Origin of the sequence: Bradyrhizobium guangdongense, from assembly GCF_004114975.1 — a bacterium.
Lineage (GTDB): Bacteria > Pseudomonadota > Alphaproteobacteria > Rhizobiales > Xanthobacteraceae > Bradyrhizobium > Bradyrhizobium guangdongense.
Genome location: NZ_CP030051.1, coordinates 2,966,189 through 2,978,149, shown reverse-complemented (window position 1 = coordinate 2,978,149; position 11,961 = coordinate 2,966,189). Strand labels below are relative to the sequence as shown.

Annotated in this window: 11 protein-coding genes; 3 read left to right on the top strand and 8 right to left on the bottom strand. The window is 60.9% G+C overall.

Going from position 1 to position 11,961, the window contains the following annotated elements:
- Window positions 1–90 precede the first annotated feature (90 nt).
- From X265_RS14080 to X265_RS14060, 5 genes are all read right to left on the bottom strand, one after another.
- Window positions 91–540 (bottom strand): cytochrome c, encoded by a 450-nt coding sequence (locus X265_RS14080; protein ID WP_128965354.1) that lies wholly within the window; start codon window positions 538–540, stop codon window positions 91–93.
- Between the two features lie 94 nt (window positions 541–634).
- Window positions 635–2,944 (bottom strand): xanthine dehydrogenase family protein molybdopterin-binding subunit, encoded by a 2,310-nt coding sequence (locus X265_RS14075; protein ID WP_128965353.1) that lies wholly within the window; start codon window positions 2,942–2,944, stop codon window positions 635–637.
- Window positions 2,945–3,257: 313 nt separating this feature from the next.
- A complete protein-coding gene (locus X265_RS14070; protein ID WP_128965352.1) occupies window positions 3,258–3,641 on the bottom strand; it encodes a YjiS-like domain-containing protein in 384 nt (127 codons plus the stop codon).
- A 296-nt stretch (window positions 3,642–3,937) separates the two neighbouring features.
- Complete coding sequence (locus X265_RS14065; RefSeq protein WP_128965351.1) at window positions 3,938–4,387, bottom strand: c-type cytochrome; 450 nt, start codon at window positions 4,385–4,387, stop codon at window positions 3,938–3,940.
- A gap of 144 nt (window positions 4,388–4,531) precedes the next feature.
- Complete coding sequence (locus tag X265_RS14060) at window positions 4,532–5,512, bottom strand: AraC family transcriptional regulator (protein WP_128965350.1); 981 nt, start codon at window positions 5,510–5,512, stop codon at window positions 4,532–4,534.
- A 443-nt stretch (window positions 5,513–5,955) separates the two neighbouring features.
- Between X265_RS14060 and X265_RS14055 the strand changes: the two genes are divergently transcribed.
- Together X265_RS14055 and X265_RS14050 are read left to right on the top strand one after the other, a co-directional pair.
- Window positions 5,956–6,135, top strand: a complete 180-nt coding sequence (locus tag X265_RS14055) for a hypothetical protein (RefSeq protein ID WP_128965349.1) — start codon at window positions 5,956–5,958, stop codon at window positions 6,133–6,135.
- A gap of 42 nt (window positions 6,136–6,177) precedes the next feature.
- A complete protein-coding gene (locus X265_RS14050; RefSeq protein WP_128965348.1) occupies window positions 6,178–6,387 on the top strand; it encodes a hypothetical protein in 210 nt (69 codons plus the stop codon).
- Window positions 6,388–7,087: 700 nt separating this feature from the next.
- On the opposite strand, the gene X265_RS14045 is transcribed toward X265_RS14050, so the two are convergent.
- A complete protein-coding gene (locus tag X265_RS14045) occupies window positions 7,088–7,543 on the bottom strand; it encodes a DoxX family protein (RefSeq protein WP_128965347.1) in 456 nt (151 codons plus the stop codon).
- Between the two features lie 363 nt (window positions 7,544–7,906).
- On the opposite strand from X265_RS14045, the gene X265_RS14040 reads away from it, so the two are divergent.
- A complete protein-coding gene (locus tag X265_RS14040) occupies window positions 7,907–9,013 on the top strand; it encodes an acyltransferase family protein (RefSeq protein ID WP_164938574.1) in 1,107 nt (368 codons plus the stop codon).
- Between the two features lie 108 nt (window positions 9,014–9,121).
- On the opposite strand, the gene murJ is transcribed toward X265_RS14040, so the two are convergent.
- Both murJ and X265_RS14030 read right to left on the bottom strand, forming a co-directional pair.
- The gene (murJ, locus tag X265_RS14035; RefSeq protein WP_128965345.1) at window positions 9,122–10,648 is read right to left on the bottom strand and encodes a murein biosynthesis integral membrane protein MurJ; all 1,527 of its coding nucleotides are present in this window, start codon (window positions 10,646–10,648) and stop codon (window positions 9,122–9,124) included.
- Between the two features lie 122 nt (window positions 10,649–10,770).
- Window positions 10,771–11,958 carry a DegT/DnrJ/EryC1/StrS family aminotransferase gene (locus X265_RS14030; protein ID WP_128965344.1) on the bottom strand — a complete coding sequence of 396 codons (1,188 nt, stop codon included), beginning with the start codon at window positions 11,956–11,958 and terminating at the stop codon, window positions 10,771–10,773.
- Window positions 11,959–11,961: the final 3 nt, after the last annotated feature.

Sequence of the window (11,961 nt, the reverse complement as noted above, 5' to 3'; positions counted from 1 at the left end):
ATGGAGCGTAGCGCAATCCTGGACAACTGCATCGGCCTCGACAGCTCACCCGGATTGCGCTGCGCTCCATCCGGGCTACGAATTCGACCGCTACTTCAACTTCAGCCGGTACGTCTCGTGGCAATCGTTGCAGCGGTCGTTGATCGCCGTGTAGGCGGTCTTCAGGCTCGCAACATCGTGGATCTTGCCCTTGACGTCGGCGAGCGCCTTCTGCACGGGCGGAATCTTGGAATCGAAATCGGCCTTCTGCTGCCAGACCTTCGGCGACGAGCCATAGGTCGCGTTGACCACGTCCTGCTTGGGATTGACCTCGAACGTCTTCGCAATCTTGGCGACGTCCTTCTCCAGATTGGCGATGGCCTCGTCGACGGCTTTCTGGTCGTAGGGAATGTCGCCCTTGGTCATCTTCAGGATGACCGTGTACAGGCTCTTGGCCTGCGAGCGCATCAGATTGTCCTGCTGAACGGCAACCTCCTGTTGCGCCATCACGGCACCCGCACCCAGCACAAGCGTGCCCGCGACAATCAACATACGTTTCATCGGCCTGTATCTCCGGCTCGCAAGACAGTTGGGGAAGATCGTTCTTGGATAGAACCCGGCGGCGGGCGATTATTCCCGCCGCAGGCGCCACGCCTTACAGGCTGTGACGGCGATGGTGCTCGCTGATCGCGATCCACACCCGCTCCGGCGTTGCCGGCATGTCGATGTGGTCGATCTTGTATTCGCGCCAGAGCGCATCGACGATGGCGTTGACGACGGCCGGACAGGAGCCGATCGCGCCGGCCTCGCCCGCGCCCTTCACGCCCATCGGATTTGTCGTGCAGGGGATGTTGTGGGTCTCGAACGTGAAGGACGGACCATCAGCTGCGCGCGGCAGCGCGTAATCCATGTAGGTGGCAGTGATGAGCTGGCCGTCGGTCGCGCCATAGACCACCTGCTCCATCAAGGCCTGGCCGATGCCCTGCATGGCGCCGCCATGCACCTGGCCTTCCAGCAGCAGCGGATTGAGGGTCTTGCCGAAATCGTCGACGATCACGTAGTTGACGATTTTGATAATGCCGGTGGCCGGATCGATCTCGACTTCCGCCACATGCGTGCCGTTCGGGTAGGTGCCGTCGGCGCTGGCAAAAGTCGCGCTGCCGTTGAGCTTCGATGAGTCGACGCCGGGCCGCTTGGCGAGATCGGCGAACGAGATCGAACGGTCGGTGCCGGCGATGCGGATCACGCCGTCCGAAATCTCGAGATCGCCGGCGCTCGCTTCCAGCGCCTGCGCCGCGATCTCCTTGAGCTTCTGGCCGAGTTCGCGGGTGGCGCGCTCGACGCTGACGCCTCCTGAGGGGATCGAGGCCGAGCCGCCGGTGCCGAGGCCCGTGGCGATCTCCGCGGTGTCGCCCTGGCGGACGTGCACCCGCTCGGGCGCAACGCCGAACTGCTCGGCGACGATCTGCGCATAGGCGGTCTGGTGGCCCTGCCCGCTCGATTGCGTACCGATCAGGACCGTGACGTCGCCGTTGGGGTCGAGCCGCACATTGGCGGTCTCCTCGCCCATCACGCCGCAGACCTCGACATAGCTCGCAAGCCCAACGCCGCGGATCAGCCCCTGCTTCTTGGCCGCCTTGGCGCGCTTTGGAAATTCCTTCCAAGCGGCGATCTCCATCGCGCGCTTCAGATGCGCGGCGAAGTCGCCGGAATCGTAGACCTTGCCGGTCGCGGTCTTGTAAGGCAGCGCCTTCGGCGGAATGAAGTTCTTGCGGCGGATCGCGTCCGGCGTCATGTCGAGTTTTCGCGCGCAGGCATCGACGAGGCGCTCGATGACATAGGCCGCCTCGGGCCGCCCCGCGCCCCGATAGGCATCGACCGGCACGCTGTGCGTGAAGATGGTGCGCACCCGGCAGTGGAAGGCCTGGATGTCATAAAGGCCCGGGAGCATGCCGGCGCCGCCATGCGGGATGTAGGGCCCGAAGGTCGACAGATACGCGCCCATATCGCCCATCAGGTCGCAATCCATCGCGAGGAACTTGCCGTCCTCGGCGAGCGCCATCTTCGCTGATGTGACGTTGTCGCGGCCCTGCGCATCGCCCATGAAATGCTCGGAGCGATCGGCCGCCCACTTCACGGCCTTCCTCAGCTTGCGCGCCGCGACCGCCATCAGGGCGTATTCGCGATAGGGAAACAGCTTTGTGCCGAAACCGCCGCCGACATCGGGGCAGATCACCCGCATCTTGTCGGTGGGGATGTTGAGCACGTTCTGACAGAGAATGTCGCGCAGGCGATGGCTGCCCTGGCTGCCGACCGTCAGTGTCAGATGGTCGTTCCTGGCGTCGTATTCGCAGACCGCCGCGCGCGTTTCCATGAAGCTCGCGACCACGCGCGGATTGACGATGGAGATTTCGGCGACCGCATGCGCTTTGGCAAACGCCGCTTCGGTGGCTTTCTTGTCGCCGATCGAGACGTCGAACAGCACGTTGCCTGACTTATCCGGCCAGACCTGCGGCGCGCCCTTCTTCACGGCGTTGACGACCCCCGTCACTGATGGCAGCGGGCTCCATTTGACGTCGATCGCCTCGATCGCATCGCGTGCCTGGTCGATGGTCTCGGCGACCACGAAGGCGACGGCATCGCCGACATGCCGCACCTCGTCCTTGGCGAGGATCGGATAAGGCGGGCCGGTGAACGGATCGGTCTCGAGGTTGAACAGGCACGGCAGATTGCCGAGATCCTTGACGTCGTCGGCCGTCAGGATCAGTGCCACACCAGGCAGGGCGCGGGCGCGGCTGGCGTCGATCGTGTATTTGGCATGCGCATGCGGCGAGCGCAGCATCAGGCAGCGCAGCGCGGCCTGCGGCGCGTAATCGTCGGTATAGCGGCCCTTGCCGCGGATCAGCGCGTCGTCCTCTTTGCGCAGCACGCTTTGACCAACGCCGAACTTGATGGGAGCCGCCATTCTGTCTTCCCGTTTCTCATGGTTGTTTTGGCGGCATATTGCCGTGGAAAAACTGGCAAGGCAAACGGCTTTAGAGCGGCAAGGCCCGCGAAAAATTGCCTCGTGCCTCGCTTGTCACAGCGGGGTAGGACGAAACGGCCGCAGTTCGGTCATATCCCTGTGAACTCCGCCATGACGCCTCGACGCGCTCGGTCCCGGCCAGCGGGCCGATACAAGCTGCCAAATCAGCGCCGCGGCGCGCGCCTGAGAACAAGCGAGCGCACGGGCGCCCGCTTGTTCTCAGAGCGCATGCCCATGTCTTACGGTTGATCATTTACATCCCGCCACGGTTCCAGAGATACCGCGTTCTGTCTCGCAGATTATCGATGGCGCGCTGAGGCGAGAGGTAGTCGACCTCGCCGCGCGTCAGGCCGATATCCAGCAGCTCCCTGTCGCTCAGGTCGTGCACGGTGAGCCGCGGGTTCTGGCGCCGCGCCAGAAAAGCAAACCAGGCTTGCTTGAGCAGACCGAGGACGCTCCGCCTCGATGCTGCATTTGCTTCGGCAGCATTCTTGTTCAGCGCCGTCGCGGACGCCTTGAGGCGTGCGGCCAACGCCTGATCGATTGCGTCCTTTGCCTGCGCGATGGAGAGATTGAGGCCGCGCCTTGCGGCATCGGCCCCGATCCCGGGTGAAATGTTCGTCTGTTGTGGTGGCATCGCATGCTCCTGCTATTGTGCCGGCAGGGAGCGTGGCCAAACAAAAGGCCCCGTCCGACGCCGGCGGGGCCTGGTGGAAAAGATGTCATCGTCGAATTGCTAGCGCACGACTCCTTCCACGGCCCAGCCGAAGCGGGTCATGTGGTTGAAGTTGACTTTGCGCGTGCATTTAAACATGCGGACGCCAATACCACGGCGGCCGCGCGTAATCAAGAGCTGTGCAAAGATCGACTACATCTTTTGGGCGAGCCTTGCCTAAGGCGCGATGGGCAAATCATCCCCACCCTTGTCAGCGATTATTTTTGCTGAATTCGACTGAGATAATCGACAACAGAGAGGATGCGTTTTCGCACGACAAGGTCCGGGTCTTGCTCCGCCCCGGCGAGCTTCCAGTAAGACGGATCAACATAGTGAGGCAACTTGACAATGGGGTTGAATCGCTCCCCCCAAATCGGCATTTCGCGCGTGCCGTGAGCGGGAATCGTCTTGGATCCATCTATGGTTTCATAAATGGCATTTGTGGGAAACACGCCGTTGTTGTTCTTGGCCAGCATCGTCAAATCGGGAGGCGATGTCTTGAGTTGGTCGCTAACCGGTCCTTTGCCCCTGGCGTCCGTGCCATGGCAACTCGCGCACGACGACTGAAATTCTGATTTGCCGATATCGAGATCTTCAGCCTGGGCCGCGGCGCCGAAACCAGCGGCAAGACCGGCAATGAGCAAAGATTTCACACCAGATTTCACCATGTCCCGCTCCGACGCTGGCTCGTAAGGTTTTAATCCTAGCCGCTTCGGCCCCCGACAGTTTGACCCACATCAAGACTGGCTTGCGTCTTAGCTTGCGAGCGCTCCGAGACTGCGCCGAGGCCTAGTGCAGGCCAGTTGCTCATTTCAACTCCGCGCTCGCGCGAAAACTTCCGAAGGAAGCTCTCCGAACATTTGTCGGAAGTCACTGGCGAAATGGCCTAAATTGCCGAAGCCGCATTTGAAGGCGATTTGAGACACGGAAGTTCTCGGATTTCCTTCCAGGAGCATTCTTCTGGCGTGTCGGAGCCGAACGGACTTTGCAAATTGCATCGGCGAATATCCTCGATGCTTTTTGAACGCCGCATAAAGGCTGCGAATACTGGTGTTCGTCTGGGATGCTAACTCCTCGATGACAACCGCGCGAGCCCAATTTGCTTCTATGTACTCTTCGGCCAACCGGACTACGAGTGGCGCTGGCTCCGTGGCGCGGCCATCCAAAATGTCGGTGTAGTTGTGCCTCTGAGCCGACAGGAACGTCATGATCAGCGCTTGCTCGAGTTCGACTAGCGTCGGTTTAGGTAACTGCGCTGCCGTTGAATTTAGCTGATCGGCCAAGAACATGGTGAGCTGGCGCAACAGATGAGCCGCAGGCTGCTTCGGTGCAGCGGTGGGGTCAAGTAAGAGCGCCCCACGAGGTGATGCCCCCAAGAGCGCCGTTAACGCCTTCTCCAGTGCGCTCGTTTTTATGCGAAGGATTAGCTGCTCGAACCCAGCTTCGAATATGATGGTAGCTGGCTGCCCCGCCGGGGTTATCCCGGAGTGCTGCTCGTCCACCGGCAGCGTCGTCGAATTGCCTAAAACGACGCCCGCTTTGCCCTTAAGGCCGACTTGCAATCTTGCAAAATCGCCCTCGGGAAATTCGACCTCTGTTTTGGCAGCATATCCACAAAAGCCGAGCCCGATGTGAGGTAAAACTAGGTAATTTGCCACCGCTTCGAAATCGGTTGAATTCGCGACCGCAAATCCAGTCGCCCCATACACCGTCTTCAGCGCATTCCTCATCTCTTCCGGGTCGCGAGTGCGGACAACCGGAGAGCGGCTAAGGGGATAGTCCATCTCATCCATTGGGAATCACGAAACGGGGGCAATCAATAATACTGGGTCGGAAAACGCATCTTGAGTTGATATGGATCAAGAGAGCTTCGATGCAGGCGTTGAGCAATGTTTGCAGAATCCGGCGATGCGGAATCGTTGTGCCAGCGCATCACCGCGGTAGATAAATGTAAAGATAACTAAAGCCGACCAGCTTTGAATAACCTAGTTATACGATTGTCTTTTCGTCGCTGTGGCAGCCGCCCCATCGTTTCGCCACACGCAACGAAAAAAACTGACCGTCGAACTTCACGTTCGGCGGTCATTTTCTTTCTCGCTCAGCTGGGAATTGCTCAATAAGCCCTGCGAAAATTGAGCACACTTTGCAGAATCCGATCTTGGACGGCAGTTCGCCGACGACGCAAAGTAGCATAGCATCTTAGCGATCAGAACGGAGAGACGACGTGAGTTCTGCGATGGACAATACCGTCCCGGCCATTCAAAAAGTCATCCACTTCAGAGAACTGCTGAGTAAGGAAAGGCATCCGGAAAGACGCGGCGAGCTGATCGATCTGCTTGCAGCTGAGCTGGCCAAACTTCCCGAATCCGCGCAGCGGAGCGAGTTGCTCAAGACGGCCAGATATTTGGCAAGATAACGGGTACTCGGTCTGGCTATGCATAACGTCGTGGAATTTCCAGTGACACGCCGTCGATCCGGTCTGGAAGAAGCCGTTCGTCGCGCCATACTCCTTCTCGACATCTCCATTCTTCAGACCGCCAACCTGATCGCGAACTGTCCCACGGGCAGCCGGAGGCTTGAATTGCACAAGGAGCTTCTGGATCTGCGAGCGAAGCTCGAAGATCTGCGCGGCTTAGCTCGAAACATTTTTGCCGAAGCTCGGCATTGAGCGTGACGCCTTCACATCGGCAATGCTGCCGCTCGGTAACCTGAGGCTTGAATCACGGTGTCTAGCGGACGCGAGCTCCTTGCGTCGAGCTAGTAGCGTGGGTTCAACTCGCGAAGCAGGTCGCTTTAGGGACAGAGCTGATACCAACCAAATCGTTGGTGCAATCCGATCAAGAGAACGATTCTTGCTGGCTATCGCGAACGCTCAACCCATCCCGAGCCTTGGCGAATGTCAGGGCGAGGCGGTTTTCCGTGCAATTTCGGTCCGTTGCCACTTTTTGGAGGACTTGTCACACGGGTTTCGTTCGGCAAGACTGCTCGCATTTCAAGCACTTATTTAAAAGAGCATTCCCATGCCCGAATCACTGGAAAGCCTATTGTGGTGTGCCGCACTGGCGACGTGGCTAATGCTTTTTTTTGGGATCGCCGCCCAGCGCCTGAAGCCCCTCTCGAAACTCCTCAACCATCTGCTCGAAGTCACATTTAGGCTTAGGGCGAAGTGACGCAAATTACCGCACCGCGCGGCTGCTGCCAAACTGGCATGACTGCGCGCGCCTTGATGATGCAAGAAGACGAACGGCCAAGCGTGCACGTGGTACGCTCTGCGCTCTCTTCGACTCTGTGAGGTAGCGACGATGCTTGCGCCTCGGCTCCCGATCATCCAGGAATTGGTTGACGAGAGCGGCTGAAATGAACAGCTGCTAGCCTGCCAGCCTCCGATCGAGGGAGAACCGGCCTCCTCCGGTGACCAGGATCAGCAGAGCGCCTCCCAATATCGAGATGTTCTTCAAGAAGTTATTGTACTGGCCGATCTGTTGCGGACCGGCAGGATATTCCCAGTAACGATGTGCTATTGCGGTCGCGGAGACTACAAACAAAAAAACCAGGATTGCGCAGTAGCGCGTACCGATGCCAACTATCAAACCAACCGACATGAGTATTTCAAGCGTGACGGTGATGATCGTGAACAGCTGCGCCACTGGAAGGTTCAGCGAGCGAAAATAGCCAACTGAGCCACTGAAGTTGGTGAGCGCTCCGTAGGCGCTTCCAACGAAGACCCATGCAAGCAGGATGCGGCCGATCAGGATCAGCAGATCGGCATTGCCCGTGGCAAAGTCGTCGATCCGAGATTGGGGCTTGAAAAAGCCGAATGCCATGGTCACTGCCTCATCGCATCTATTGCCCGAGGACCGCACCTGAACATGGCTATCATACCATGATCGGCGGACGGCATGAAGGCCCCCGGCCGGCCGGACGCGCTGTAGACGGGATCGACGGACATTCGGACAAGTTGCAGGTCCGAATTTAACCCGCGCTACATATCTTCGGATTTAGTGTGGTCACGTTGGGACTCAGGGACCTCGCATGACCAGACACCTCTCCAGCTCTGAGGCTGCACAGACGGGTGTCAGCCGTCTTCAAGGGCTTCAGGTCACGGGATGGCACTTGGCCGCGTATTTCCCAACGACGCATCGTGAGCCGCAGACGCTCTCATTCGGGGCCGCACTTTCGCGATGACCATGTCGCCGCTCACAGGGGTGAATGCTCCCCCCAGCTCGCCATTCGACCCACGGCTGGAATCGCTGCGTGGCCTCGCCTGCCTGACGGTCTGCATATTCCACGCGACGCATGTTTTTCCGAGCAATCCGCAACACGTGTTCTTCAACACGGTGCTCCTGGCCGCCAATCCGGCTGCGGCCGTGATGTTCTTCTTCGTCCTGAGCGGCTACGTGCTCGGGGCCTCGCTCGAACGCAACCTTGAAATCGGACCTTACCTGGCGCGGCGGCTATTCCGGCTGTTTCCACCCTTTGCAGCGGCGGTCCTGTTCGCCTTCGCCTGCGAGCGCCTCATGCGCCTTGATCCGGCGCCGGCCGGCCTCACGCCCGGCTTCCAGCACCTGTTCTGGCCGCAACCGACCTGGCAGGATCTGTGGGATAATCTGCTGCTCGGCTCCAACCGGGTGAATGGCCCGACCTGGACGCTCTTTCCGGAGCTCCTGGGATCCCTGATGTTGCCATTCGCAGTCGCTGCGCACGGCAGGATCGAACCGCGATGGCGCTGGGCCTTGTTCGCCGTGATCACGATCCTGCTCGCGACTAGCCTTTACCGAACGCTCCTCTGGTTCTATTTCGGTCGCTTCCTCGTCAAGGAGTTTGCCGCGCTGCTCGCGGGCCGAGGGCAGCTTGCTGCGATTGCCTTTATCGCGGGCCTCATCGGTCTGGAGATCGCCGGCTCTTACGATGAGTTCTATACGGTGCACGTTGTCCTGGTTTCGGCGACCGCAGCCGCGCTGATGGTGGGCGCGGTGGTATCGTCAAGCGACATGCTGCAGTGGACGACGACCGCGCCGCTCCGCTTTCTCGGGCGCATCTCCTTCAGCCTCTACCTTGTGCACTGGCCGATTTTCTATGTCTGCGCCCTCGTCGCGGTCCATTATGACTCGATCGTACCGATACAGACCTGGGCCAACCTGTTCGTGATGGTGACGTCACTTGTCGCAGCGATCGGCATCGCAGCACTGGCGTATCGGTTCATCGAAGCCCCTTCGATTCGAGCCGGCGCGTTCACCGCACGCCTCCTGACGGAGATGTGGCGGAAGCGGGCCGTCGTGCAGAGCGTCAGCTGATTGCCTGCTAAAGCACGATCCGGAAAAGTGCGAAGCGGTTTTCCGAAAAGATCATGCTCAAACAAAAACCTAAAGCGCGATGATGATTCATCCTAATCTCATCGCGCTTTAGCCACGCACCAGCGAGACCAGCCAGCTGCGGCCGAACAGGATCAAGATCGCGAGGGCGTAGACCATGGTGCCCCCGGCGGCCAATAGCACCAGCATCACCTCGTCATGGAAACGCATCGTGCGCAGCGCAGAACCGCCAAAGCGCGCAATTAGCCAGAAGGCAGCGGCGAGGACGATCCCTGTCAGCAGGAATTTGGCGAGCGATAACAGCCAGGCCCGATCGAGCACGAGAAAGCCGCGCCGCACCGCGAAGAACAGCACCAGCAGCAGATTGGTCCAGACCCCGACGGCGGTTGCGAGCGCCAGCCCGATCTGGGCGAGCGATCCCATCAGAGCGACCTTGAGGGCGACGTTCACCGCGATCCCGGTCAAGGAGGCGCGGACCGGCGTAGCTGTATCCTTGCGCGCATAGAAGGTCGCGACGGCGCTGCGGATGAGCACGAACGGGATCAGACCGATGGCATAGGCCGCGAGCGTGCCGCCCGCGGCGACCGCGTCGGCCTTGGAGAATGCGCCGCGGGCGAACAGCGCGCGCATGATCTCGTCGGGCACGGTGAGGAAGGCCGCCACGAAGGGGATCGAGAATAGCAGCGTAAAATCAAAGGCCCGGCGCTGCGCCTTCATCGCGCCGTCATGGTCGTTGGCCGTGATCCGTTTCGACATCTCCGGCAACAGCACCGTGCCGATGGCGATGCCGATGACGCCGATCGGCAGTTGGTTGAGCCGGTCGGCGTAATAGAGCGCCGACAGCGCACCAGCAGGCAGGAAGGTCGCGATGATGGTATCGGCGAACAGCGCGACCTGCGTTCCCATAGAGCCCAGTGTCGCCGGCCCCAGCGCCTTGAAGAAACCGCGAACGTCTTCGTCGAGCTTGAGCGGCGCAAAGCGCGGCAGGCCGCCATGGCGCGCCAGATCGCCTGCGAGCAGGAAATATTGCATGAATCCGGAGATCAGCACGCCCCAGGCCGCGGCGTGGCCCGCGGTCGGAAACCAGGCGGCGAGCGCCAGCGTCATCATCATCGCGACATTGAGGAAGATCGAAGCGGCCGCGGCACTGGCAAAGCGCTGCATCACGTTCAGCATGCCGCCATAGAGCGTCACCAGCGTGATCAGCAACAGATAGGGAAAGGTGATCCGGGTCAGCTCGATCGCGAGCCTGCGCTGCTCTGCATCGTCGGAAAAGCCGGGCGCAAGCAAGCTCATCGCCTGCGGCATGAAGAGCCAGGCGACGACCAGCAAGACCACCTGCGAGGCCAGCAGCAGCGTGAAGATGCGGTCGGCGAACAGGTGCGCGGCCCCCTCCCCCTTCTCGCCATGGACATGGGCGTAGGCCGGCACCCAAGCCGCGTTGAAGGCGCCTTCGGCAAAGATCGCGCGGAAATGATTGGGCAGCCGCAGCGCCACGAAAAAGGCGTCGGCTACGGGACCGGCGCCGAGGATCGCCGCGAGCATGATGTCGCGGGCAAATCCCGTCAGCCGCGACAGAAGCGTGTAACCACCAACCGTGAAGATGCGTCCGAGCATGCGTCTGTTTTAGAGCATGGCGAGATCAGGTCTAGGTGCAAACCGCGAGGAAGCTGTGCTCCCTCCCCCACCCCCCGCGCCTTCGGCGCGACCTCTGCCGCGAACGGGAGAGGTGAAGAAAATCAGCTCGCGATCGCCCCGCGCACGGCCGCGATGATTCGCGCCTGATCGGCTTCGGTCAGATAGGCGTGCATCGGCAGACTGATGACATCCTGCGACAGGCTCTCGCAAGCAGGCAGGCCGCCGTCTGCGACCGGGTACTGCTTGTAGGCGGACTGCTGGTGCATCGACTTGCCGTAATAGACCGCGGTCGGCACGCCCTGGGCCTTCAGCGCGGCAGCGAAGCCGTCGCGGTCGGTGCCATCGGGAAGGCGAATGGTGTACTGCGCCCAGACCGAGGTGTTGCCGGGGCTGAGTCGCGGCACCGTCACCACGTTGGACAGGCCGCTGGCGTAACGCTCGGCCACCCTGTTGCGGGCCGCGATCTCGTCGTCGAAAATCTTCAGCTTTTCGATCAGCACCGCGGCCTGCATGGTGTCGAGCCGGCCGGTCAGGCCGAGACGGATATTGTCGTATTTGTCGACACCCTGCCCGTGCACGCGGATGCTGCGCAGCATCGCGGCAAGGTCGTCATCATCGGTGAAGATCGCGCCGCCGTCGCCGAAGCAGCCGAGCGGTTTTGCAGGAAAGAAGCTGGTCGTGGTGGCGAGGCCGAAAGTGCCGAGCTTGCGGCCCTTGTAGCTTGCGCCGAAGCCTTGCGCGGCGTCGTCGATCACGAACAGGCCTTCGGCCCTGGCGATCTCGGCGATGGCGTCGTGATCGGCGGGTTGCCCGAACAGATCGACTGGAATGACCGCGACCGGCCTCAGCCCGGCCTGGCGCGCGCTCGCGATGCCGCGCTTGAGCGATTCCGGGCTCATGTTGAAGGTCGTCTCGTCGACGTCGACATAAACAGGCGTTGCGCCCATCCGGGCCGCCGGCGAAGCCGTCGCGATGAAGGTGAAGGACGGGCACAGCACCGCATCGCCGGGACCGACGTTCTTCGCCATCAACACCATCAGAAGCGCATCGGTGCCGCTGGCGCAGGCGATGACGTGCTTGGCGCCACAATAGGCCGCGAGCTGCTTTTCAAGCTCGAAAACCTCGGGACCGTTGACGAACTGGCAATGATCCATCACGCGCTTGACGGCAGCGTCGAGCGAGGCACCGAGCCGGACGCGCTGCGAAGCAACGTCGATGAACGGAATGGGTTCGGACCGCAGATGCTGGTTCATGGCCTGGCTCTTGGCGCCTTCTCGAATGGTCGACATGGA

What these genes read in the sequence shown, in the direction of transcription:
- X265_RS14080 (WP_128965354.1), bottom strand. Translation starts at nt 540, where the DNA reads ATGAAACGTATGTTGATTGTCGCGGGCACGCTTGTGCTGGGTGCGGGT.
- X265_RS14075 (WP_128965353.1), bottom strand. Translation starts at nt 2,944, where the DNA reads ATGGCGGCTCCCATCAAGTTCGGCGTTGGTCAAAGCGTGCTGCGCAAA.
- X265_RS14070 (WP_128965352.1), bottom strand. Translation starts at nt 3,641, where the DNA reads ATGCCACCACAACAGACGAACATTTCACCCGGGATCGGGGCCGATGCC.
- X265_RS14065 (WP_128965351.1), bottom strand. Translation starts at nt 4,387, where the DNA reads ATGGTGAAATCTGGTGTGAAATCTTTGCTCATTGCCGGTCTTGCCGCT.
- X265_RS14060 (WP_128965350.1), bottom strand. Translation starts at nt 5,512, where the DNA reads ATGGATGAGATGGACTATCCCCTTAGCCGCTCTCCGGTTGTCCGCACT.
- X265_RS14055 (WP_128965349.1), top strand. Translation starts at nt 5,956, where the DNA reads ATGGACAATACCGTCCCGGCCATTCAAAAAGTCATCCACTTCAGAGAA.
- X265_RS14045 (WP_128965347.1), bottom strand. Translation starts at nt 7,543, where the DNA reads ATGGCATTCGGCTTTTTCAAGCCCCAATCTCGGATCGACGACTTTGCC.
- X265_RS14040 (WP_164938574.1), top strand. Translation starts at nt 7,907, where the DNA reads ATGTCGCCGCTCACAGGGGTGAATGCTCCCCCCAGCTCGCCATTCGAC.
- murJ (WP_128965345.1), bottom strand. Translation starts at nt 10,648, where the DNA reads ATGCTCGGACGCATCTTCACGGTTGGTGGTTACACGCTTCTGTCGCGG.
- X265_RS14030 (WP_128965344.1), bottom strand. Translation starts at nt 11,958, where the DNA reads ATGTCGACCATTCGAGAAGGCGCCAAGAGCCAGGCCATGAACCAGCAT.